Origin of the sequence: Microvirga sp. BSC39, from assembly GCF_000739015.1 — a bacterium.
In the GTDB taxonomy this organism is placed as follows: domain Bacteria; phylum Pseudomonadota; class Alphaproteobacteria; order Rhizobiales; family Beijerinckiaceae; genus Microvirga.
Window position 1 is genome coordinate 95,680 of the sequence record NZ_JPUG01000025.1, and the last position, 20,791, is coordinate 116,470.

The 20,791-nt window shown below is 65.5% G+C and carries 25 protein-coding genes; 10 read left to right on the plus strand and 15 right to left on the minus strand.

The genetic code is table 11. The annotated features are described in order from the left end of the window. Positions 1 to 62: 62 nt before the first annotated feature. Positions 63 to 734 carry a helix-turn-helix domain-containing protein gene (locus tag MA07_RS02760; RefSeq protein WP_036346650.1) on the minus strand — a complete coding sequence of 224 codons (672 nt, stop codon included), beginning with the start codon at positions 732 to 734 and terminating at the stop codon, positions 63 to 65. 105 nt (positions 735 to 839) lie between these two features. Between MA07_RS02760 and MA07_RS02765 the strand changes: the two genes are divergently transcribed. After that, positions 840 to 1,793, plus strand: a complete 954-nt coding sequence (locus MA07_RS02765; protein ID WP_036346651.1) for a cysteine synthase family protein — start codon at positions 840 to 842, stop codon at positions 1,791 to 1,793. A 13-nt stretch (positions 1,794 to 1,806) separates the two neighbouring features. Here the strand turns inward: MA07_RS02765 and MA07_RS02770 are convergent, their stop codons facing one another. Beyond that, positions 1,807 to 2,283 (minus strand): Lrp/AsnC family transcriptional regulator, encoded by a 477-nt coding sequence (locus MA07_RS02770; RefSeq protein ID WP_036346773.1) that lies wholly within the window; start codon positions 2,281 to 2,283, stop codon positions 1,807 to 1,809. A gap of 98 nt (positions 2,284 to 2,381) precedes the next feature. On the opposite strand from MA07_RS02770, the gene MA07_RS02775 reads away from it, so the two are divergent. Continuing rightward, positions 2,382 to 3,290 carry a DMT family transporter gene (locus MA07_RS02775; protein WP_036346654.1) on the plus strand — a complete coding sequence of 303 codons (909 nt, stop codon included), beginning with the start codon at positions 2,382 to 2,384 and terminating at the stop codon, positions 3,288 to 3,290. On the opposite strand, the gene trmD is transcribed toward MA07_RS02775, so the two are convergent. The 5 genes from trmD to MA07_RS02800 all read right to left on the minus strand — a co-directional run bounded on the left by trmD (position 3,271) and on the right by MA07_RS02800 (position 6,959). Beyond that, complete coding sequence (trmD, locus tag MA07_RS02780) at positions 3,271 to 3,963, minus strand: tRNA (guanosine(37)-N1)-methyltransferase TrmD (RefSeq protein WP_036346656.1); 693 nt, start codon at positions 3,961 to 3,963, stop codon at positions 3,271 to 3,273. The genes MA07_RS02775 and trmD overlap by 20 nt on opposite strands. After that, entirely contained in the window at positions 3,960 to 4,550 is a 591-nt protein-coding gene (gene rimM / locus MA07_RS02785) for a ribosome maturation factor RimM (protein ID WP_348270391.1), read from the minus strand. The genes trmD and rimM overlap by 4 nt, the downstream gene beginning before the upstream one ends. A 206-nt stretch (positions 4,551 to 4,756) precedes the next feature. Continuing rightward, entirely contained in the window at positions 4,757 to 5,119 is a 363-nt protein-coding gene (gene rpsP, locus MA07_RS02790; protein WP_036346658.1) for a 30S ribosomal protein S16, read from the minus strand. A 68-nt stretch (positions 5,120 to 5,187) separates the two neighbouring features. Continuing rightward, positions 5,188 to 6,741, minus strand: a complete 1,554-nt coding sequence (ffh, locus tag MA07_RS02795) for a signal recognition particle protein (protein ID WP_036346660.1) — start codon at positions 6,739 to 6,741, stop codon at positions 5,188 to 5,190. Positions 6,742 to 6,743: 2 nt separating this feature from the next. Next, positions 6,744 to 6,959 carry a glutathione S-transferase gene (locus MA07_RS02800; protein ID WP_036346662.1) on the minus strand — a complete coding sequence of 72 codons (216 nt, stop codon included), beginning with the start codon at positions 6,957 to 6,959 and terminating at the stop codon, positions 6,744 to 6,746. Positions 6,960 to 7,228: 269 nt separating this feature from the next. Here MA07_RS02800 and MA07_RS02805 point away from each other — a divergent pair, with 269 nt between their 5' ends. Both MA07_RS02805 and MA07_RS02810 read left to right on the plus strand, forming a co-directional pair. Continuing rightward, complete coding sequence (locus MA07_RS02805; RefSeq protein WP_036346664.1) at positions 7,229 to 7,474, plus strand: hypothetical protein; 246 nt, start codon at positions 7,229 to 7,231, stop codon at positions 7,472 to 7,474. 416 nt (positions 7,475 to 7,890) lie between these two features. After that, entirely contained in the window at positions 7,891 to 8,886 is a 996-nt protein-coding gene (locus MA07_RS02810; RefSeq protein ID WP_244445138.1) for an MBL fold metallo-hydrolase, read from the plus strand. On the opposite strand, the gene MA07_RS02815 is transcribed toward MA07_RS02810, so the two are convergent. Both MA07_RS02815 and MA07_RS02820 read right to left on the minus strand, forming a co-directional pair. Further along, positions 8,843 to 9,514 carry an HAD family hydrolase gene (locus MA07_RS02815; RefSeq protein WP_081928736.1) on the minus strand — a complete coding sequence of 224 codons (672 nt, stop codon included), beginning with the start codon at positions 9,512 to 9,514 and terminating at the stop codon, positions 8,843 to 8,845. The genes MA07_RS02810 and MA07_RS02815 overlap by 44 nt on opposite strands. 9 nt (positions 9,515 to 9,523) lie before the next feature. After that, entirely contained in the window at positions 9,524 to 10,309 is a 786-nt protein-coding gene (locus tag MA07_RS02820) for a GyrI-like domain-containing protein (protein ID WP_036346671.1), read from the minus strand. A gap of 214 nt (positions 10,310 to 10,523) precedes the next feature. Here MA07_RS02820 and MA07_RS02825 point away from each other — a divergent pair, with 214 nt between their 5' ends. The 3 genes from MA07_RS02825 (at position 10,524) to mtaB (ending at position 13,468) form a co-directional block, all read left to right on the plus strand. Continuing rightward, positions 10,524 to 11,264, plus strand: coding sequence for a sulfite exporter TauE/SafE family protein (locus tag MA07_RS02825; RefSeq protein ID WP_036346778.1), 741 nt, complete (start codon positions 10,524 to 10,526; stop codon positions 11,262 to 11,264). Positions 11,265 to 11,330: 66 nt separating this feature from the next. Further along, a complete protein-coding gene (dapF, locus tag MA07_RS02830; protein ID WP_036346673.1) occupies positions 11,331 to 12,215 on the plus strand; it encodes a diaminopimelate epimerase in 885 nt (294 codons plus the stop codon). Then, positions 12,215 to 13,468, plus strand: coding sequence for a tRNA (N(6)-L-threonylcarbamoyladenosine(37)-C(2))-methylthiotransferase MtaB (gene mtaB / locus MA07_RS02835; protein WP_036346675.1), 1,254 nt, complete (start codon positions 12,215 to 12,217; stop codon positions 13,466 to 13,468). Before dapF ends, mtaB begins: the two co-directional genes overlap by 1 nt. Before the next feature lie 176 nt (positions 13,469 to 13,644). Here the strand turns inward: mtaB and MA07_RS02840 are convergent, their stop codons facing one another. Beyond that, entirely contained in the window at positions 13,645 to 14,490 is an 846-nt protein-coding gene (locus MA07_RS02840) for an RNA pseudouridine synthase (protein ID WP_036346678.1), read from the minus strand. 65 nt (positions 14,491 to 14,555) lie between these two features. On the opposite strand from MA07_RS02840, the gene ftsY reads away from it, so the two are divergent. Then, positions 14,556 to 15,899 carry a signal recognition particle-docking protein FtsY gene (gene ftsY / locus MA07_RS02845; RefSeq protein ID WP_036346685.1) on the plus strand — a complete coding sequence of 448 codons (1,344 nt, stop codon included), beginning with the start codon at positions 14,556 to 14,558 and terminating at the stop codon, positions 15,897 to 15,899. Positions 15,900 to 15,981: 82 nt separating this feature from the next. Continuing rightward, positions 15,982 to 16,578 carry a septation protein A gene (locus MA07_RS02850; protein ID WP_036346687.1) on the plus strand — a complete coding sequence of 199 codons (597 nt, stop codon included), beginning with the start codon at positions 15,982 to 15,984 and terminating at the stop codon, positions 16,576 to 16,578. Between the two features lie 64 nt (positions 16,579 to 16,642). Here the strand turns inward: MA07_RS02850 and MA07_RS02855 are convergent, their stop codons facing one another. Next, positions 16,643 to 17,986 (minus strand): adenylate/guanylate cyclase domain-containing protein, encoded by a 1,344-nt coding sequence (locus tag MA07_RS02855; RefSeq protein ID WP_052002767.1) that lies wholly within the window; start codon positions 17,984 to 17,986, stop codon positions 16,643 to 16,645. A gap of 138 nt (positions 17,987 to 18,124) precedes the next feature. Between MA07_RS02855 and MA07_RS02860 the strand changes: the two genes are divergently transcribed. Continuing rightward, on the plus strand, positions 18,125 to 18,616 hold the full coding sequence (locus MA07_RS02860) for a YaiI/YqxD family protein (RefSeq protein ID WP_036346688.1): 492 nt from the start codon (positions 18,125 to 18,127) through the stop codon (positions 18,614 to 18,616). On the opposite strand, the gene MA07_RS02865 is transcribed toward MA07_RS02860, so the two are convergent. The 4 genes from MA07_RS02865 to MA07_RS02875 all read right to left on the minus strand — a co-directional run bounded on the left by MA07_RS02865 (position 18,579) and on the right by MA07_RS02875 (position 20,767). After that, complete coding sequence (locus tag MA07_RS02865) at positions 18,579 to 18,995, minus strand: hypothetical protein (protein ID WP_152568698.1); 417 nt, start codon at positions 18,993 to 18,995, stop codon at positions 18,579 to 18,581. The two genes, MA07_RS02860 and MA07_RS02865, sit on opposite strands and share 38 nt — an antisense overlap. A 274-nt stretch (positions 18,996 to 19,269) precedes the next feature. Further along, a complete protein-coding gene (locus MA07_RS02870; RefSeq protein ID WP_036346693.1) occupies positions 19,270 to 19,848 on the minus strand; it encodes a DsbE family thiol:disulfide interchange protein in 579 nt (192 codons plus the stop codon). Then, positions 19,841 to 19,996, minus strand: coding sequence for a heme exporter protein CcmD (ccmD, locus tag MA07_RS28490; protein WP_081928737.1), 156 nt, complete (start codon positions 19,994 to 19,996; stop codon positions 19,841 to 19,843). Before ccmD ends, MA07_RS02870 begins: the two co-directional genes overlap by 8 nt. A 3-nt stretch (positions 19,997 to 19,999) precedes the next feature. Further along, positions 20,000 to 20,767 carry a heme ABC transporter permease gene (locus MA07_RS02875; protein ID WP_052002768.1) on the minus strand — a complete coding sequence of 256 codons (768 nt, stop codon included), beginning with the start codon at positions 20,765 to 20,767 and terminating at the stop codon, positions 20,000 to 20,002. Positions 20,768 to 20,791 lie beyond the last annotated feature (24 nt).

Consider the following 20,791-nt stretch of genomic DNA (forward strand, 5'->3'; position numbering starts at 1 on the left):
TTTCGGCGTCCTGTTTTAAGTTGAGGCCGGGCCTATACAGGAGTTCGGAGGGGTTGTCGAGCCTATGGCCGAGCGGCAGGCTCGACCTCTGCAAACAGATACCGCTCGAACCAGTGCGGGAACGCCTTGGCGAGTTCCCGCGGTCCTTCCACCGTCAGTCCTGTCCTTTGCGCCTCGGCAAAGTTCACGTCGCCGCGCCACCAGGCGACCAGCGCCGGCAGACGGGCGCGGATGCGCAGCGGCTCAGGGAAGCCGGGATTCTGGGTGCAGAGCGAGACCTCGGCTTCTTTCAGCAGCAGGAAGCGCGGCTGGCGCTGCCCCTCGACCTCGAAGCGGACGACGAGGGGCTCCTTCGGCAGGGCCTCTGGGCGCACCCGCCGCTGCATGTCGACGAGAACGGGTTCGAGATCGAGATCCTCATCCGCGGCGTGCCGCGGCAGCCAGCGCTGGCCCCAGGTGCCGAGCGCGCTCACGATGCCCATCAGCTCCCGGCCGGCCTCGGTGAGTGCATATTCGGGGCCATGCTCGCCCTCCATGCGCGACACGGCGCCTGCCTGCACCAGCGCCTGCAGGCGCTCGGACAGCATCGTGCGGGAGATGCGCGGGATGCCGCGGCGGATGTCGTTGAAGCGGCGGCTGCCGCACAGAAGCTCGCGCACCACGAGAAGGGTCCAGCGCCCGCCGATTGCCTCATGGGCGCGGGCCACGGAACAGAACTGACCGTAATCTGCCATGGGTCTAGCGCTACCATGACGGCCAGAGGTCGAGAAGTCCGGATTCCGGACCTGACGGGTTGCCCGCCCAAGGCTACCGAGGTGGCAGTTTTTCGGACAGCACCCATGACCGCACAGCCCCGCAGCATTCTCGACCGCATCGGCAACACATCCCTCTTTGCCCTGCGCCACATCGTGCCGCCCAACGGCGCGCGCATTCTGCTGAAACTGGAGAGTGAGAATCCCACCGGCAGCATGAAGGACCGGATGGCGTTCGCCATGATCGAGGCGGCAGAGGCCGATGGGCGGCTCAGACACGGCGGCACGGTCGTCGAATATACCGGCGGCAGCACGGGGGTATCGCTGGCGCTCGTCTGCGCCGTGAAAGGATACCCGCTCGACGTCGTAACGTCGGACGCGTTCTCACAGGAAAAGCTCGACCACATGCGCCTGCTCGGCGCGACGCTCCACATCGTGAAGAGCGACGGCGGCCGCATGACGGAGAAGCTCACCAGGGACATGATCGAGCAGGCGCGCATCATTGCGGAAGAGAAAGGCTCGTTCTGGACCGACCAGATGAAGAACCGGGACCAGATCGCCGCCTATCACCGGATGGCGAACGAGATCTGGGAGCAGACGGACGGCCGGATCGACGGGCTCGTTCAGAGCGTCGGCACGGCGGCTTCGTTGCGCGGCATCGCTGAGCGCCTGCGGCATCATCACGACGGTATCAGGATCGTGGCCGTGGAGCCTGCCGAGTCGGCGGTGCTCTCCGGCAGTCCATCGGGCGCGCACAAGATCGACGGCATCGGCGCGGGCTACGTGGTGCCGCTCTGGCAGCCGACGCTTGCCGATTTGATCGAGCGCGTCTCGACCGAGGAAGCCATGGCGATGGCGTTCCGCCTCGCCCGCGAGGAAGGCCTGTTCGCCGGCACCTCCACGGGCGCCAATGTCGTCGCGGCTCTGAAGCTCGCCGAACGGCTGGAGCCAGATGCCACCATCGTGACGGTGATGTGCGACACAGGCATGAAATACCTCAAGACCTTCGAGGCGAGGCTTGCAGCAAACCCGCGTGCCTGATGCCGAAGCCGCGTCAGGGAACCGGCGGCAGGCGGCGCTTGACCGGCGAGGCCTTGACGATGGACGTGCTGGTCTGGGCGCGTTGCGCAATCCGCTCCAGGATCGGATCGAGCTCGTCGATGGAGCGCAGGAGATAGCGCGCCACGAAGCAGTCGTCCCCGGTCACCTTATCGCATTCGATGACCTCGGGGCTCTCGATGAGAAGCTTCTCCACGTGGTGCAGCTGTCCCGGCAGGGGCCGGATGCGCACGATGGCGGTCAGGGTGTAGCCCAGGGCCTTCGGGTCGAGTTCGACCGTATAGGCACTGACCACGGTGCCCTCCTCCAGCCGCCGCAGCCGCTCGGCGACGCTCGGAGGCGATAGACCCACGCTGCGGGCGAGTTCCGCGTGGGACAGCCTGGCATTGCCGCTCAGGAGCCCGATCAGCGCCTGGTCGATCTCGTCCAGAACGGCACTTCTGCTTCTGAGGTTCTTTGCTGAAATCGCCATTGCTTCGAAGGCCAAAAAGGTTGAACCGCTTTCGATCCTGAAAGTACGCCGATCCCGGCAAAAGATAAAGTTCTGCCTTCATCACAGGAGGCGCAGCCATGGGATTGCAAGTCAAGTTGTCGGGACGGCTGGAGATGATCGCCGCGATGGCGCTCTCGGGCACCATCGGGTACTTCGTCGTCGAATCCGGCCAGAGCGTCTGGAACGTGGTGTTCTTCCGCTGCCTGTTCGGGGCTTTGAGCCTGCTCGCCTATTGCCAGGTCAAGGGGCTTCTGGCGCCGTGGCCGTTCTCGACCCGGACGCTGATGCTCGCGATTTTAAGCGGCGCGGCCATCGTGCTGAACTGGGTGCTGCTATTCTCGTCCTACGGGCATGCATCGATCTCAATCGCCACGGCCGTCTACAACACGCAGCCGTTTTTCCTGATCCTGCTCGGGATGATCCTGTTCGGCGAGCGGCCGACGGGAGACGCGCTCGGCTTCATCGCGCTCGCGTTCCTGGGGCTCCTCATGGTCACGCAGGTCGAGGCCGGCGGTCTCTCATGGAGCAGCGGCTATGGAGTCGGGCTTCTGCAGGCCTTGGGAGCAGCCTTCCTCTATGCGGTGGCGTCCGTCATCGTGAAGCAGCTCAAGGGCATCCCGCCGCACGTGATCGCGCTCGTGCAGGCCATGCTCGGCACCCTGATGCTTCTGCCGCTCGCCGACTTCTCCAGCCTGCCGACGCATTCCCTGCAATGGGGATACCTCGCGGTGCTCGGCGTGGTGCATACCGGGATCATGTACATCCTCCTGTATGCGGCGCTCCAGAAGCTGCCAACCCCAGTGATCGCCGTGCTGTCGTTCACCTATCCGGCCGTCGCCATTCTCGTCGATTACCTGGCCTATGGCCGCGACCTGTCGCTCGGCCAGTGGAGCGGCATCGGGCTGATCCTGCTCAGCAGCGCCGGGGTGAACCTCAAGTGGCGCCTCGGGCTCGCCCGTCCGAGGATCAGTTCCGCTCGGACGTGAGCAGATCCGGCCTTCTCTCACGCGTGATGCGCTCCGATTCCTCGCGGCGCCAGCGCTCGATCATGGCATGGTTGCCGGAGAGCAGCACGTCGGGGATCGGCCGCCCTTCCCACTCCCGGGGACGGGTGTAGTGCGGGTATTCGAGGCGGTTCGACTCGAAACTTTCCTCGGTGCCCGACGCCTCCTTGCCCATGACGCCGGGGAGCAGGCGCACGCAGGCATCGAGCACGATCATGGCGGCCATCTCACCGCCGGAGAGCACGTAGTCGCCGATGGAAACTTCTTGCAGACCGCGCGCCTCGATCACGCGCTCGTCCACGCCTTCGAACCGGCCGCACACGATGACGACGCCGGGGCCGGCGGCAAGCTCGCGCACATAGGTTTGCGTGAGCGGTTTTCCGCGCGGGCTCATGAGCAGCTTCGGGCGCGGATCGTTCTCGGGAACGTTCGCATCGATGGCGGAGGCCAGCACGTCGCAGCGGATCACCATGCCGGGGCCGCCGCCCGCCGGCGTGTCGTCGACGGTGCGGTGGCGGCCGAGGCCGTGGTCGCGGATGTTCTTCGCCTCAAGCGACCACACGCCACGGCTCAGCGCATCGCCGGAGAGCGACATCCCGAGCGGGCCTGGGAACATGTCGGGATAAAGGGTCAGGATAGTGGCGGAAAAGCTCACGCCTCATCCTCGGAATCAGGGGAGGATTTCGCCGGCTCGAACAGATCGTCGGGTGCTGCTGCCACGACGCGCTTGGCGGCAATATCCACCACCGGCACGAAAGCCTTGGTGAAGGGCAGGAATGCGGTGGGGCCCCTTTGCGCCGGGGCGATTTCGAGAAGATCGCCGCCGCCGTAGTTGGGCACGTCGATGATGGTGCCGATCACCTCGCCGGCTTCGTTCTGAACCGGAAGTCCGATGAGATCGGCGAGCAGGAACTCGTCCTCTTCGTCAGGCGGCGGGAGCTTGTCGCGTTCGACAAAGAGCTGCACGCGGTTGAGCGCCTCGGCGGCCTCGCGCGTGGTGATGCCGTCGACGGCGGCGATGAGAAGGTCCGGCGTACCGCCCGGGGCGGAGCGGACGGTCTTGAGGGAATAGGTTCGGCCGTTGGAGGCCTGAAGCGGCTTGTAATCGGCGATATCCCGCGGATCGCCGGTATGGGACTTCAGCCGCACCTCACCTTTCAGGCCATGAGCGCGACCGAACTCGCCCACGAGGACGAGGTTATCTCTCTCTCCCAGAACGGAGCGGCTACCCTCCCCTCGGATATCGGGTGTTCCCGATATCCGTTCCTTATCGCGCAAGTCGGGAACACCCGACTTGCTTGGGGGAGGGTCGGACCGCAGGTCCAGGGTGGGGTGGGAGCGCGACCTTGCAGGACGAGGTGTTTCCACCCCACCCCGCAGCTGCTCACGCAGCGTCGACCCTCCCCCTCCAGGGGAGGATGGATTGCGCCCCCGCTTCATATCGAAGCTTACGCAGCCTCGCCTTCGGAGCCGGCGGCAGCCGCGGCAGCCTTGGCGTCGGCGCGCTCCTGGGACTTCTTGCCCGGGACAGCCTTCTCAGGGTTGTTGCGGGCCGGACGCTTCATGAGGCCGGCGGCATCGAGGAAGCGCAGGACGCGGTCGGTCGGCTGGGCGCCCTTGGCAAGCCAGGCCTGGATCTTCTCGGTCTCGAGAACGATGCGGCCGGCGTCGTCCTTCGGCTTCATCGGGTCGTAGGTGCCGACCTTCTCGATGAAACGGCCATCGCGCGGGGAGCGCGAGTCGGCGACGACGATGCGGTAGTAGGGGCGCTTCTTCGCACCACCACGGGTGAGACGGATCTTCAGGGACATGGGATACTCCTTTTGGTGTCCTGTGATCAAACCTTGTGCCGCTCCAGATCAACCCGGAGCGACAAAACCTATTTCTTCTTCCCGAATGGGAAGCCGCCGATGCCCGGCAGGCCGGGAATCTTGCCGCTGCCCAGACCGGGCAGGCCCGGCACGCCCTTCGGCATCGCCGGAAGGCCGCCCGCATTGCCGGGGAAGTCGGGCAGCTTGCCGCCCATCTGCTTCTGCAGGGCCTCGATCTGCTCCGGCGTCGGCTGGGGCATGCCGCCCATGCCGCCGCCGAGTCCGAACATCTTGCCGAGCTGGCCGGCCATGCCCTTGCCCTTGCCGCCGCCCATCATCTTCATCATGTCGGCCATCTGGCGGTGCATCTTGAGGAGCTTGTTGATGTCCTCGACCTTCATGCCGGCACCGGCGGCAATGCGCTTCTTGCGCGAGGCCTTGAGGATGTCGGGGTTGCGGCGCTCGGCCGGGGTCATGGAATCGATGATGGCGCGCTGGCGCTTGATGACCCGGTCGTCGAGATTGGCGTTCTCGAGCTGCGACTTCATCTTGGCGATGCCGGGCAGCATGCCGAGCATGCCGCCGATGCCGCCGATCTTCTCCATCTGGGCCAACTGGTCGCGTAGATCCTCCAGGTCGAACTTGCCCTTGCGCATCTTGTCGGCCATGCGCTGGGCTTTTTCGGCGTCGAAATTCTCGGCGGCCTTTTCCACGAGCGAGACGATGTCGCCCATGCCGAGGATGCGGTTGGCGACGCGCGACGGATGGAATTCCTCCAGCGCATCCACCTTCTCGCCCGTACCGATGAGCTTGATCGGCTTGCCGGTCACGGCGCGCATGGACAGAGCGGCACCGCCGCGGGCGTCGCCGTCCATTCTCGTCAGCACGATGCCGGTGACGCCGAGGCGCTGATCGAAGGCCCGCGCGGTGTTGACCGCGTCCTGACCGGTGAGCGCATCGGCCACGAGCAGAACCTCGTGCGGGCCGGTGGCGGTGCGCACTTCGGCTGCCTCCACCATCAGGGCCTCGTCCACGGTGACGCGGCCCGCGGTGTCGAGCATGACCACGTCGTAGCCGCCGAGGCGGGCTGCCTCCATGGCGCGGCGCGCAATCTGCACGGCCGACTGCCCGGCGACGATGGGCAGCGTGTCGACGCCCACCTGCTTGCCCAGCACCGCGAGCTGCTCCATGGCGGCCGGGCGGCGGGTGTCGAGGGAGGCCATGAGCACCTTGCGGTTCTCGCGATCCTTCAGGCGACGGGCAATCTTGGCCGTGGTCGTGGTCTTACCCGAACCCTGGAGACCGACCATGAGGATGCCCACGGGGGGCACCGCGTTGAGGCTGATCACCTCCGCGTCCGCGCCCAGCATTTCCACGAGCTGGTCGTGGACGATCTTGACCACCTGCTGGCCGGGAGAGACCGACTTGACCACCTCGGCGCCGACCGCGCGGGCGCGCACCTTGTCCGTGAACGAGCGCACGACCTCGAGGGCGACGTCCGCCTCGAGCAGGGCGCGGCGGACCTCGCGCAAGGCCGCGTTGACGTCTTCCTCGGTGAGAGCGCCGCGGCGCGTCAGCCCGTTGAGGATATTGGAAAGCTTATCGGACAGGCCTTCGAACATGATCACTCAATTCCTCTTGCGATGAGAGGTACATCGCGATCCTCGATGGCTTTTTCAAAGTGGCGGATGGCCGCCTCGAACGTGTCGCGGCAGCCAGGATTGCAGAAGCCGACCACCTCGCCGCGATAGAGGGTGAGCGAATCCGCCGCGATCGGCTTCCCCGACCACGGGCAGGTCTCGTTGATCGCGTCCTCGATGCGCAAGGTCTTGTCCGACATCAGCTACCATCCCAACGCGAAACCCAAATGAAAGCGCGCCCGAGGGCGCATCGCGCTGTCGGACGTTGACCTCCAGCCTCTCGGGCTGGTCGGCGGCTCATAATGGGCTCGCTCTACAGATTTGCGGCCAGCCGATAAGGGAAAAGGGGGGCGGAGTCAAGGAAAAGGGCGGGAGCTGGAGGGTCTAAACTTGAAACCGGGTCCGTTCGACAGCCTATCGAATCCGGTCCTTGCCTCCTATATGCTTGGCACAAAGCATGGGAGACCACATGACGATCACCAAGAAGCTATTCTATCAAACCGCGCAAGGCCTTGGGAATGAGGATTGGTTCTATCTCGCACGGGATACCGGAACCGGACGAACATTCGTAATGCACGATTGGTCTCGCCTTAGCGGGAATAGCTATCAACCTGGATCGGCGGACATCGATCTAGAGGTCTTCCTCTCCGATAGAGGCGCATCTCAGGACAAGCTCCGTGAGCTGATCGGCACACTTGTGACGGAGGAGGCCTGATATCCAACGGCCCTAAGAGCCGAAAGCGCCTCGCTAAAGTGATTGGCAACGTCGCTTGTATTGCCCAGATCGCCATGGGCCAGACTGATCGTTCCCGTGCATGGAGAGCGAATGAAATTGAGACACCGCCGCTGAAGCTGGAGGGTCTCGAAATATCGAAGGACCTTCATCCCCAGTGTTACTGACGGCCGTAGCGAAGGGGAAGGGGATCCACCTGCACCCTCGGTACCACGGATCTCCTTTCCGGTCCTGCGGACCGACGGGGATGACACTCCCACCCTTGCCCACCCTTGCCGATCCGCTTCCGCATCCCCACGCTTAAAGCTTCGCCGAGGATCCCTGCACCGATGAACCGCCGCACCCTGATCAAAGCGCTTGGCTTTCCCGTTGTCGCCGCCACGGGGGCGCTGGGCTGGATGACCGCCGCGCGCTCGAAGAACCGCTACTACGACGGCCCGGTCAGCGATCATTTCGACGGGGTGCGCTTCTTCACGCCGGGCCAGCCGCAGGACAAGGGCTTGCTTGAGCTCGCCCGCTGGCGGCTCGGCGGCGGACGCAAGGACTGGCCGGAGAGCTTCCCGAGCCCGTTCCGGGACAAGCCTCCGGCGGAGGTGCCGGGCCTGCGCAGCGCGCTGATCGGCCACGCGTCGTTCCTGATCCAGGTGGCGGGCCTCAACATCCTCACCGATCCGGTTTTTTCCGACAGGGCGAGCCCGGTCTCCTTCGCCGGCCCCACGCGGGTCAATCCGCCCGGCATCGCCTTCGACGATCTGCCGCCCATCCACGTGGTGCTGATCACGCACAACCACTACGACCATCTCGACACCGAGACCCTAGGCCGGCTCTGGCAGCGGCATCGTCCGAAGATGATCGCTCCGCTCGGCAACGACGCGGTGATCCGGGCCGAGCATCCGGAGATCCCGGTCGAGACGCGGGACTGGGGCGGCTCGGTCGATCTCGGCAACGGCGTCACGGCCCATCTGGAGCCCGCCTATCACTGGTCGGCGCGGGGCATCAACGACCGGCGCATGGCGCTCTGGTGCGCCTATGTGCTCATGACGCCGGCGGGCGTGATCTACCACATCGGCGATACGGGCTTTGGCGACGGCAAGATCTTCCATGCGGTGCGCGAACGCTTCGGCAAGCCTCGTCTCGCGCATCTGCCCATCGGCGCCTACGAGCCGCGCTGGTTCATGGAGCCGCAGCACATGAACCCGGACGATGCCGTGAAGGTGCTGCGCATCATCGAGGCCGAGCAGGCGCTGGGCCACCATTGGGGCACGTTCCGGCTCACCGATGAGGGCATCGAAGAGCCGCCGCAGGAACTCGCGACGGCGCTCCAGGCGGCCGAGATTCCGGGCGACCGGTTCAGGGCGCTGCGGCCGGGTGAGGTGTGGTCACCGTCCGTGTGAGAATCGGCTTCGCGAGGTCCTGCGGAGCATCCACGAGGCAGGCGACGCCTGCTTCAATCAGTTCCTGCCGGGAGCCGTAGCCCCAGGTCACACCGATGCTTGCCAGCCCGTTGGCCTTCGCCCCGATGGCGTCGTGCTTCCGGTCGCCGATCATGACGGCGCCCGTTGGGTCGAAGCGCTCCTGCTCGATGATGTGCCGGATGAGATCGCGCTTGTCGGCGTTGCGGTTGTCGAGCTCCGAGCCGTAGATCTCGATGAAGAAGCGCGACAGGTCGAAATGATCGAGGATCCGTCGCGCGAAGACCTGAAGCTTCGACGTTGCCACATAAAGGCGGACGCCATTCTCCCGAAGATCCTCGAGCAAGGCTGGGATGCCCGCATAAACCTCGTTCTCGTACAGGCCGACATCGCCGTAGCGTTCGCGATAGAGGCGCACCGCATCCTCCACCTGTTCCGCTCCGCCCAGGAGCTGCGTGAAGCCTGCAAAAATCGGCGGTCCGATCATCCAGGTCAGCTCGTCCGCCTCCGGAACGGGACGCCCCAGCTTTTCCAGAGCGTACTGGATCGACCGGGTAATGCCGGTCTTCGGGTCCGTTAGGGTCCCGTCGAGGTCGAAGAGCGCGATCACTGAGGGTATTTATTCTTTGGGCTGAACGTAGATGTTCACCTCGAAGTTAGTGTCCTGCGAGTCCGTGAAGTCGCTCACGTATTCCTCGATGAACGCGTCCTTGGCGACGATCTCCTTGATGTCGAGATAGGCCGTGATGGTCTCGTAGGTGCCGTCGATCTCGTCATAAGCGTCCTTGTGCACGAAGCGGAAGGACTTGCCCGCCGGCGTGCGGCCGAACTTGATCTCCGGGGTCAGCTCGGTCTTGCCCTCCGGCACCTTGGCGACCGGGACCATCGCCTCGTATTTAAAGCCGTTGTCGTCGGTGTCGACGAAGATCGTGAGCGGCCGGCCCGCGGGCGAGATCCCAGCCTTCTTCATCTCGCCGTCGATCTTGGCGAACGCGTTCTTCAGGTTATCGAAGGCCTCGTCCCAGGTGCTGATGCCAGCGAGCATCGCCGTGTCCTTGGACAGGAGCACGCCCTCCTCCACCCCGGTCGGATCGCTCGGGTTCGGGAACAGGGTCGTGCGGCCGGCCTCCTGCACCGGGGCCGGGCTGGCGGGAGCCGAAGGCGTCGCCGGAGCGGGCTGAGCCGTCGCAGGAGATTGGGGCTGGGCCGGGGTGCCCGACGGAGCAGGAGCCGTCTGGGCCTGCGGCGCAGGCTGGGGTGCTGCCGGGGGAGGTGCTGCGGGCGCTGGGGTTGCGGGCGCCTCAGGGGCGGCCGGTGGCGGGCTCGCCGGGGGAGGCGTCTGCGCCAGCGCCACGCCGGAGCAGAGGGCCAGGACGAGGACAGGAAGAGAGAAGCGCAGCCGCATGAGAAGAACGCCTTACCCGCGAATCAAGAAGGGATACCTTGCTGCACCATATTGGGCTTTGAACAATGCTGCGAGAGCATCTCCAGGCTGCTGTGGAGAGACGGATTGCAGCAGGGCTGCACAACAATTGGTCTGATTGACAACCCAATGCCCTGACGGAAGCTGGGGCCGATGGCCTATGCTCAGGCTTCGTCTCCTCACCTCGGGCGGCTTCATGACGGAAGAATTTCTGATCTTTGCGCTGATCGGCTTCGGGGCGCAGCTCGTCGACGGGGCGCTCGGCATGGCCTTCGGGGTGCTCTCCACCACGAGCCTGCTCGCCTTCGGGGTGCCGCCGGCCACCGCCAGCGCCGTGACCCATGTCACGGAGATCTTCACCACGGCGGCCTCCGGGACATCCCATGTGGTCCACCGCAACGTGAACTGGCGTCTCGTCGCCCGGCTGGCGCCGGCCGGCATGATCGGCGGCGGCGTCGGGGCTTTCATCCTGGCCAATATCGACGCCAAGACCATTCAGCCCCTGGTGTCGGCCTATCTCCTGGCAATCGGTCTCTACATCCTCTTCAAGGCGTTCCGCCCCCTCTGGCCGCGGGAGATGCGGGACTGGCTGGTGCCCTGGATCGGGGCGGGCGGCGGCCTGCTCGACGCCATGGGCGGGGGCGGATGGGGACCCATCGTCACGAGTTCGCTGATCGGCCGTGGCCATGCGCCCCGGCAGGTCATCGGCTCGACGAACCTCACCGAATTCCTCGTCACCACGGTCATCTCCGCCACCTTCATCGTGACGCTGGGCTGGTCCGAGCTGAGTTCGGCGGCGGGCCTCATCGTCGGGGGCGTGCTGGCGGCTCCGCTCGGCGGACTGGTGGTCAGCCGCCTGCCGACCCGCCCGCTGATGATCGGCGTCGGCCTCCTCATCATCGCCACCAGCATCCCGCGGATCGTTCAGGCGTTCTGACCTCATTGCCGCAGGGCTTTCCGACCCCTCTCGCGATTTTCGGGATTTTAAGCCATATACGCCCGCATGAGTGCTCTTTCGAACAGCCGCTTCCTGAAGATGAACGGTCTCGGCAACGAGATCACCGTGCTGGACCTGCGCGGCTCCCCCCATCGGGTGAGCGCCGCGGAAGCGCGCGCCATCGCGGCCGACCCGCGCTCGCGCTTCGACCAGCTGATGGTGCTGCACGATCCCGTGACCCCGGGCACCGATGCCTTCATGCTCATCTACAACACGGACGGCTCGGAATCCGGCGCCTGCGGCAACGGCACGCGCTGCGTCGCCTGGGCGATGACGGCCGATCCCATCATGAGCCGCCCCGTGGACCACGACCTCGTGCTGGAAACCAAAGCCGGGCTCCTGCCCGTCGAGCGCGTCTCGGACCGGGTCTTCACCGTCGACATGGGCCGGCCGCGACTCGCCTGGAACGAGATCCCCCTGCGCGATCCCTATCCGGATACCCGCACCATTGCCCTCGACACGAGGCTGCCCAACGCGCCCGAACTGCAGGGGCCGTCGGCCGTCAGCATGGGCAACCCGCATGTGATCTTCTGGGTCGGGGATGCGGAAGCCTATGACCTCGCCGCCATCGGTCCGGCCTTCGAGCACGACCCGGCCCTGCCGGAGCGCGCCAACATCTCGTTTGCCCAGGTGACCGGCCCCGAGCACATCGTGCTGCGCGTCTGGGAGCGCGGCGCCGGGGCGACCCGCGCCTGCGGCTCGGCCGCCTGTGCCACCCTCGTGGCCGCCGCCCGCAAGGGACTCACCGGCCGCAGGGCCGTGGTGGGCTTGCCCGGCGGCGATCTCGTGATCGAATGGCGCGAGAGCGACGACCACGTGCTCATGACCGGACCGACCGAGCTGGAGCACGAGGGCACCCTGTTGCCTGCCCTCTTTTCAGAGGTGGCCTGATGGCGGTGGAGGTCGTCACCTTCGGCTGCCGGCTCAATATCTACGAGTCGGAGGCCATGCAGCGCCACGCGGAAGGCGCGGGCCTCGGCGAGGTCGTGATCGTCAACACCTGCGCGGTCACCGGCGAGGCGACGCGCCAGGCGCGCCAGTCGATCCGAAAGCTCGCCCGCGAAAAGCCCGGTGCCCGCATCGTCGTGACGGGCTGCGCCGCCCAGGTGGAGCCGGAAACTTTTGCCGCGATGCCGGAGGTGTCTCAGGTCGTCGGGAACCACGAGAAGATGAAGGCCGAGACCTGGGCCGGCCTGCGCGATTTCAGTGTGGGCACATCAGAAAGGGTTTTGGTCAACGACATCATGGCGGTGAAGGAAACCGCCGTGCACCTCATCGACGGCTTGCGCGGGCACACCCGCGCCTTCGTGCAGGTGCAGAACGGCTGCGACCACCGCTGCACCTTCTGCATCATCCCCTACGGCCGCGGCAATTCCCGCTCCGTGCCCATGGGCGTGCTGGTGGATCAGGTGCGGACATTGGTGGAGCACGGCTCCCGCGAGGTGGTGCTCACCGGCGTCGACATCACCAGCTACGGCCGGGACCTGCCGGGCGAGCCGAAGCTCGGCACCTTGCTGAAGAATCTGCTGCGGCATGTGCCGGAGCTGGAGCGCCTGCGCATCTCCTCCATCGACTCGGTGGAGGCGGACGACGATCTCCTCGACGTGATCGCCAATGAGCACCGCCTGATGCCGCATCTGCATCTCTCATTGCAGGCCGGCGACGACATGATCCTGAAGCGCATGAAGCGCCGTCATCTGCGGGACGATGCCATCGCCTTCTGCGAGCAGGTGAAAGCCTTACGCCCCGACATGGTCTTCGGCGCCGACATCATCGCAGGCTTTCCGACGGAAACGGAAGAGATGTTCGCCCGCTCCCTCGACATCGTCGAGGAATGCAGCCTCACGCATCTCCATGTCTTCCCCTTCTCGCCCCGCCCCGGCACGCCCGCAGCCCGCATGCCTCAGGTGGCCCGCGATGTGGTGAAGGACCGGGCGCGCCGCCTGCGTGAGAAGGGTGAAGCCGCTTTGCTCAAGCATCTCGACGGAGAGGTCGGCACGCGCCGCAACGTGCTGATCGAGTTGAAACAGCTCGGCCGCACGGAAGGGTTTACGCCGGTGCGCTTCACCAGGCCGGTGACGCGGGGCGACATCATGTCGGTCACCATTGCCGGACACGACGGCAAGGAGCTGCTGGCGGCGTGATACGTCGCCATAGCCATTCCAGCACTGTCATTCCGGGGCTGCGCAGCAGAGCCCTGAATCCATAAAGGCTGATGTCCGAAGATGTGAAGCTGCGGTAGCCGCACGGCTTTCTTGAGCTTCGTCGTGTTTATGGATTCCCGCCTTCGCGGGGATGACAATGTTGAGGTTCCGACACCCTACTCTGCCGACGATCCCGGATCGGCTGCGCCGTCCGGGATGAAGCCGCACGCCTCCACCCGCTCTCTCATATGCGCCGGCACCGGCGCCTCCACGGTGATCGGCGGCTTCTTCGGATAGAGCGGCACGGTTACGCTTCTGGCATGCAGGTGCAGTCCCGGTCCGCCGGAGCGCGGAGCCGTGCCGTAGATCGGATCGCCCAAAATCGGAAAGCCCGAGGCTGCACAATGGACGCGCAGCTGATGGGTGCGGCCGGTGACGGGGCGCAGTTCGAGCAGGGTGAGACCCTTCTTATCCTCCCCTTGAGGGGGAGGGTCAGCCGTCAGGCTGGGGTGGGGTGGCAGCGCGACATTTGCCGATGTTGAGTGTCCCACCCCCTCCCGCGCCTCCGGCGCGACCTCCCCCCTCGAGGGGGAGGTGTGGCTCCGCCCCAGCACCCGCCACTGGGTCAGCGACGGCTGGCCCTTGGGGTCCACCTTCATCCACCAGCCGCGATCCGGCGATTTCGGCGCAAGTGGGAGATCGATCTCTCCCTCGTCCCCGTCCGGCCCGCCTTCGACCACGGCCCAGTAGACCTTGTCGATCTCCCCTTTCCTGAACATCTCGTTCAACCGGGCGATGGCCTTCGGGTGGCGACCGAGGATCAGGCAGCCGGAGGTGTCCTTGTCGAGGCGATGCGCGGCCTCGGGACGGCGGGGCAGGCCGAAGCGCAAGGCGTCGAGATGATGAAACAGGGTCTCGCCGCCCTTAGGGCCCGGATGCACCGGCAGCCCGGCGGGTTTGTCGATCACGAGCATCAGGGCATCGCGATACAGCAATCGGCTTACTATCTCTTCCGCATTCATGAGGCCTCGGCTATCGAGGCGACAGCGCTAAATCAAGCACAAGAATGAAAAGGCACAGCGGACCCATGGCCGAGACAAAGCCCGACAAGCCCGGATTCCTCTCCCGTCTGTTCGGGCGCAAGGCTGACTCACCCGCGGCTCCCGCAGCGGCTCCGGGTACGCCGCAGGCCGGGGGCGAGCCCGAGGCGATGCCGTCTCCGCCCACGACCGGCGCGGACGATCTCGCGGCCGCTCCCTCCACCGTGACCACCGCCTCTCCCGACACGCCCGAGGAGAACAAGACGCCGCCCGAGCTGGCCGGCGCCGATCTCCAGCCCATCGAAGGCCTTGACCCGGAAGGCACCAACCCGCAGGAGCCGCTGCCGCGCATCGTCACCGAGCACGGCCCCGAGTTGCGCCCGGACATTACGGCGGCAGACTTAGGAACACCTGAACCCGCTCCCGCCGAAGTGCTCCCATCCCCGGCCCCTGAAACACAGCCCGCCGCGGTGCGCGGCTGGTGGCAGCGGCTGACGGACGGCATGCGCCGCACCTCCTCGTCCCTGTCCGACAGCGTCACCGGCCTCTTCACCAAGCGGCGGCTCGACGCAGCCACTCTCGAGGAACTGGAGGATGCGCTCGTCCAGGCGGATCTCGGCGTGCCCACCGCCATGCGGATCACGGAGGCGATCTCCGCCGGCCGCTACAACAAGGAAATCTCGCCCCAGGAGGTGAAGACCATTCTGGCTGGCGAGGTGGAAAAGACGCTCCAGCCCGTGGCCCAGCCGCTCATCGTCGACCGGTCGAAGAAGCCCTTCGTCATTCTCATGATCGGCGTGAACGGCGCGGGCAAGACCACCACCATCGGCAAGCTCTCCCAGAAATTCCGCAGCCAGGGCCTGAAGGTGATGCTGGCGGCCGGCGACACCTTCCGGGCCGCCGCCATCGAGCAGCTGAAGGTCTGGGGCGAGCGCGTCGGCGCGCCGGTGCTTTCCCGCGAGCAGGGGGCGGATGCGGCAGGGCTGGCCTATGACGCCCTGCAGGAGGCGAAGGCCAATGGCAGCGATGTGCTGCTCATCGACACGGCCGGCCGCCTGCAGAACAAGGCCGGGCTCATGGCCGAGCTCGAAAAGATCGTGCGCGTGGTCAAGAAATTCGACCCGAGCGCCCCCCATGCCACGCTCCTCGTGCTCGACGCGACGGTCGGTCAGAACGCCATGAGTCAGGTGGACCTGTTCCAGAAGGCGGCAGGCGTCACGGGCCTCGTGATGACCAAGCTCGACGGCACGGCCCGGGGCGGCATTCTCGTGGCACTGGCCGAGAAGTTCCGCCTGCCCGTGCATTTCATCGGCGTCGGCGAAGGGGTGGAGGACCTGGAGCCTTTCACCGCACGGGATTTCGCTAAGGCCATTGCCGGAATCGAGGGATGAGAACCTCGGTGTCGTTCCCGGCCGGCGCATGACGGGGATGACACTGGTATTCGTTTCCCCAGAAATCCTTTAGAAAAGTCCCATGACCGACGAAAAGCGCCTCCCTCCCCTCCTCAAGCTCTCCCTGGAACTCGGCCCGCTGGCCCTGTTCTTCATCGGCAACGCCTATGGGGACCGCTTCGGCTTCGCGGAAGACCAGCGCATCTTCGCCGCCACGGGGGTCTTCATCGTGGCGACGCTGATCGCGCTCGGCATCAGCTACGCGCTCACCCGCAAGCTGCCGATCATGCCGGTGGTGTCGGGCATCGTCGTGGTGGTGTTCGGCGGGCTGACGCTCTTCCTGCAGGACGAGACCTTCATCAAGCTCAAGCCCACTATCGTGAACTCCCTGTTCGGTCTCGTGCTGCTCGGCGGTCTGTATTTCCGCAAGCCCCTGCTCCAGATCGTCCTCGACAGCGTGTTCGACCTCGACGCGGAGGGCTGGCGCAAGCTCACCCTGCGCTGGGCGCTGTTCTTCTTCGCGCTCGCCGCCATCAACGAGATCGTCTGGCGCACGCAGACCACGGATTTCTGGGTCAGCTTCAAGGTCTTCGGCATCATGCCGCTCACCATCGCGTTTGCGCTGGCCCAGACGCCGCTGCTGCTGAAGCACGAGATCAAGAAGGCGGAAGAGGTTTAAACAACCTCGACACTGTCATTCCGAGCTCCGCTGCGCAGCCCGGAACGACGGCGAAGCGAAACCCTCACCCCACCGGCTTCATCAGCACCATCCGGCGCGTCACCCCCGGCAGCGGATCGCACTCTACCTCCGTCCAGAGCCCCTCTTCGCCCGCAGCCACGACGGTTTCCTGCGAGGCCAGGAACTCGCAATCCGTGGCTTTCGTCGCCTGCTCGATGCGGGACGCGATGTTGACGGTCTCGCCCACAACCGTGAACTCGAGCCGGCTCTCGTCGCCCACCACGCCGCAGAACACGTCGCCCGTATGGATTCCGATGCCGAGGCGCACGGGCGGGTTGAAGCCGCGCTTGGCGTTCCAGCGGGCAATCAGGGCGAGCAGGGTCCGGCCGCAGGCGAGCGCACGGCTGGCGTCGCCGTCCTGCGCGCCCGGAACCCCGAACAGGATGAGCGCCCCGTCGCCGGTGAACTTGTCGATGACGCCGCCATGCCGGGAGGCCGCCCGCAGCACGCGCCGGCGGAACGACGTGATGAACACGGCAAGCTGCGCCGGCTCCATGGTCTCGCCGAAGGTGGTCGAGGCGCGGATGTCCACGAACATCACCGTCACGGGAATACGCCGTCCCTGGCGCAGGGACGCGAAGGCCTGGTCGGTGAGGATGGGTGCGAGCTCGCGCGGCAGGTAGCGGGTGAGATTGGCCCGAAGCGTCGTCTCCCGCACGGCCCGCTCCAGCATGAGCCGCCCCTGGCGCGCCACGAGGATCAGGATCAGGCCGGCGGCAAAGACCATGACGATGCGGACCATGTTGGTCTGCATGGAAAACAGGCCCGCGATGGCGGCGAGATCCTGCTGCCGCTCCTCGATGCTCATGAACCCGCCGCTGAACGCGATGAGCGTGAGGCCCACCACATAGATGGCGGCCACGAAGGCCTGGAGCCGCGGCTGATAGTGGATCGCCGCCGCCGCCATGGTGATCGGCACCACCCAGGACACCGGAAACGCCGCGAAGAGGCTGCCGGGGATGCCTAAGCCAAAGTGGCTGTAGGCCAGGTTGCCGAGAACCAGAAGGGCATCGGTCATGGCCGTGATCACCGGCAGCTGCGCAATGGCGATCCGCTTCGAGGCGAGCCACGCGCCGACCCATCCCGAGGCCCCGAACAGGACGAGGGTGAGTTCCGCCGCACCGATCTGCTTGCGCGCCATGGGAGTATCGAACTCGATCCCTGCGGTCGCAAAGATGACGGCCAGCAGCAGAAGCCCCGCCGTGACCATGCGGGCCATGCCGGCCCGCTGCAGCGCCCCGGTATCGGCCTCGCGGATCAGCCGGTGGGTGGCATCGCTCAAAACCGGCGTCGTGCGCAGGGTATTGATGAGGCCCAGGGCGGCGCGGGTGCGGGATCGAGGGGTCACGGGCTTCCTTTTGCTCGCCGGCGGGTTCATGCACTATGGCACTGGACTGCCCCAGCGCCCATTAGGGACCCGTTACGCCACCATGAACTGCCGTCTAGCCTTGGCAGAACCTTCACATCTCACAGGAATATATGGTTCATGAGCGAAACCAGCCAAGCGATCACCGTCTATGTGGATGCAGATGCCTGTCCGGTAAAGCCGGAAATCTACAAGGTCGCCGGGCGCCACCGGGTGAAGGTCTTCGTGGTGTCGAATTCCTTCATGCAGGTGCCGCCCGATCCGCTGGTCGAGCGCGTGGTGGTGAGTTCGGGATTCGATGCAGCCGACGACTGGATCGCCGAGCGCGCCCGGCGCGGCGCCATCGTGATCACCGCCGACATCCCCCTCGCCCACCGGTGCGTGACGGCGGGCGCCGACGTGATCGGGCCCACGGGCAAGCCGTTCACGGAGGCATCGGTCGGCATGGCGCTCGCCACCCGCAACCTGATGGAGGACCTGCGCGCCATGGGCGACGTGACCGGCGGTCCGAAGCCGTTCTCGGCCAAGGACCGCTCGGCCTTCCTCTCGGCGCTGGATGTCGCGATCAACCGGCTCAAGCGCGCGGGATTTCGGTCGGGTGAGACGGGATAGGAGCCGCATTCACGAGATCGGGCCGATAAGGACGGATGGCCAGAAGAATCTCCGTGTTCTTCTTCGGGAAATACATCTGGCTATACATGATGCTTGGGCGTCGCGGTGGGAATGCACCAAAGAAACGACGAGGACCTGTCTCGGTGCCATAAATGTAAATCCATTCCTGAGTTGGCAGCATCTTAAAGCCGTAAGGACGAATTTCAGTTCGTCGAACCTTCACGTCAGACATCTCTGCCCAAGGGATGATGCAGAATGTCATCCTGTCCCAGCCGGCGATGCCGTCTGTCGAGATCACAAAGTCAGGCTTGTCGTCGAAGATATGGAAGAGGCGCTGGATGATCCGGCGCATAAATTCTAACGCCATGAACACGATCAACGGGACTCGGATCCACACAGGAATGAGGACCAATAAGAATAGGAGGGAATAACTCCGCTCCCCCCTCGAGCCTGTTAGCTGAGAGGGTTTCCAAGCTGAATCCAGCAGAAACCAAGCCGCGGCTAGGAGACCTACCACCAGCAGAAGACTCGCGACTGAGAGAAGCGACATTCTAATGCGGCAGAAGTAATGGCTCTGACCTGGAATGCTCCTGACGGAAACGGGTGTCGCGGACAAAATGCATATCTCCCGGCAACTCGCTTCCGGAACAATATTACTTTGCCGCGACCGTCCGCAACTTTTCCTTGAACGCCCCAAAATTCTCCGGCGTCAGGGGTCCGATATGCTTGTGGCGGATGGTGCCGTCGGGGCCGACGATGAAGGTCTCGGGCACGCCGTAGACGCCCCAGTCGATGGAGGCGCGGCCGTTGGGGTCGACGCCGACGGCGGCATACGGATTGCCCAGCGCCCCGAGGAAGCGGCGGGCATTGTCCGGGTTGTCGCGCTGGTTGATGCCGACCACCCGGATCGACGGGTCCTTGGCGAGATCGACGAGCAGCGGGTGCTCCTGGCGGCAGGGGCCGCACCAGGATGCCCACACGTTCACCACCGTAATGCTGCCCTTCAGGTCCTCGTTGGAGAAGCCCGGCACCGGCTTGCCGTCGGCCACGAGGCCTTCCAGCGGCGCAAGGCTGAAGGTGGGCACCGGCTTGTTGATGAGGACGGAGGGCAGCTCGGCCGGGTTGCGGCCGGAGAACAGCTGCACGGCAAACAGCCCTGCGAGCACCAGAAAGACCAGCCCCGGCAGGATGAAGATCAGGCGCGACCGGGGGCGCTCGGCAGCTTCAGCCACGACGCGACCTCCGGCCAATGCCGCGGGATTCGAGGTCGGCGAGGGCGCGGACCTGCATGCGGTGGTCGATCACGGCCCTCAGGATCAGGCCCGCAACGACGAGCGCCGTGAGAATGTAGGAAAAGGCGATGAAGAAGGTGTGCGACATCGGTCAGGCCGCCTGTGCGTCGAGGCGCTCGGCCTCGAGAATGGTGAGGGTACGCACGCGGCGGCGTAGGATCTCGGTGCGCATGCCGGCAAGATGCAGCGCGATCCCGACAAGGCTGAAGGCCACCGCCATGATCAGGAGCGGCACGAGCATGGAGGCATGGATCGTCGGGCCGTCGATACGGAACACGGAGGCCGGCTGGTGCAGGGTGTTCCACCAGTCGACGGAGAACTTCACGATCGGCACGTTCACCGCGCCCACAAGCGTGAGGATCGAGACGGCGCGGGCCGCTCGGTTCGGCTCCTCGATGGCGCGCCAGAGCGCGAGAATCCCCAGATAGATCAGCAGCATCACCAGCATGGAGGTGAGCCGCGCATCCCATTGCCAGTAGGTGCCCCACATGGGCTTGCCCCAGAGCGACCCGGTGACGAGGCAGATCAGCGTGAAGGCGGCGCCGATGGGAGCGGCAGCCTTCTGCGAGACATCCGCCAGGGGATGGCGCCAGACCAGGGTGCCGAGCGCGGACGTCGCCATGATCATGTAGAAGAACAGGGACAGCCAGGCCGCCGGAACGTGCAGATACATGATCTTGACCGTCTCGCCCTGCTGGTAGTCGGCGGGCGCTGCGAACCAGACCATGTAGAGCCCGACGATCATCAGGATCGCAGCCAGCCCCCCCACCCACGGCAGGAGCGTGCCGCTGAGGCTCATGAAGCGGGTCGGATTGGCAAGCTCACGGATCATGGGCTGGATGTAGCGGTCTAAAGGCATACCTGCAACGTGGAGATCATCTCG

What these genes read in the sequence shown, in the direction of transcription:
- MA07_RS02820 (WP_036346671.1), bottom strand. Translation starts at nt 10,309, where the DNA reads ATGCGGCTGCGCTTCTCTCTTCCTGTCCTCGTCCTGGCCCTCTGCTCC.
- MA07_RS02850 (WP_036346687.1), top strand. Translation starts at nt 15,982, where the DNA reads ATGACCGACGAAAAGCGCCTCCCTCCCCTCCTCAAGCTCTCCCTGGAA.
- MA07_RS02770 (WP_036346773.1), bottom strand. Translation starts at nt 2,283, where the DNA reads ATGGCGATTTCAGCAAAGAACCTCAGAAGCAGAAGTGCCGTTCTGGAC.
- mtaB (WP_036346675.1), top strand. Translation starts at nt 12,215, where the DNA reads ATGGCGGTGGAGGTCGTCACCTTCGGCTGCCGGCTCAATATCTACGAG.
- MA07_RS02860 (WP_036346688.1), top strand. Translation starts at nt 18,125, where the DNA reads ATGAGCGAAACCAGCCAAGCGATCACCGTCTATGTGGATGCAGATGCC.
- ffh (WP_036346660.1), bottom strand. Translation starts at nt 6,741, where the DNA reads ATGTTCGAAGGCCTGTCCGATAAGCTTTCCAATATCCTCAACGGGCTG.
- ftsY (WP_036346685.1), top strand. Translation starts at nt 14,556, where the DNA reads ATGGCCGAGACAAAGCCCGACAAGCCCGGATTCCTCTCCCGTCTGTTC.
- MA07_RS02765 (WP_036346651.1), top strand. Translation starts at nt 840, where the DNA reads ATGACCGCACAGCCCCGCAGCATTCTCGACCGCATCGGCAACACATCC.
- MA07_RS02810 (WP_244445138.1), top strand. Translation starts at nt 7,891, where the DNA reads ATGACCGCCGCGCGCTCGAAGAACCGCTACTACGACGGCCCGGTCAGC.
- rpsP (WP_036346658.1), bottom strand. Translation starts at nt 5,119, where the DNA reads ATGTCCCTGAAGATCCGTCTCACCCGTGGTGGTGCGAAGAAGCGCCCC.
- MA07_RS02825 (WP_036346778.1), top strand. Translation starts at nt 10,524, where the DNA reads ATGACGGAAGAATTTCTGATCTTTGCGCTGATCGGCTTCGGGGCGCAG.
- MA07_RS02805 (WP_036346664.1), top strand. Translation starts at nt 7,229, where the DNA reads ATGACGATCACCAAGAAGCTATTCTATCAAACCGCGCAAGGCCTTGGG.
- MA07_RS02760 (WP_036346650.1), bottom strand. Translation starts at nt 734, where the DNA reads ATGGCAGATTACGGTCAGTTCTGTTCCGTGGCCCGCGCCCATGAGGCA.
- MA07_RS02775 (WP_036346654.1), top strand. Translation starts at nt 2,382, where the DNA reads ATGGGATTGCAAGTCAAGTTGTCGGGACGGCTGGAGATGATCGCCGCG.
- MA07_RS02800 (WP_036346662.1), bottom strand. Translation starts at nt 6,959, where the DNA reads ATGTCGGACAAGACCTTGCGCATCGAGGACGCGATCAACGAGACCTGC.
- MA07_RS02875 (WP_052002768.1), bottom strand. Translation starts at nt 20,767, where the DNA reads ATGCCTTTAGACCGCTACATCCAGCCCATGATCCGTGAGCTTGCCAAT.
- ccmD (WP_081928737.1), bottom strand. Translation starts at nt 19,996, where the DNA reads ATGTCGCACACCTTCTTCATCGCCTTTTCCTACATTCTCACGGCGCTC.
- dapF (WP_036346673.1), top strand. Translation starts at nt 11,331, where the DNA reads ATGAGTGCTCTTTCGAACAGCCGCTTCCTGAAGATGAACGGTCTCGGC.
- MA07_RS02840 (WP_036346678.1), bottom strand. Translation starts at nt 14,490, where the DNA reads ATGAATGCGGAAGAGATAGTAAGCCGATTGCTGTATCGCGATGCCCTG.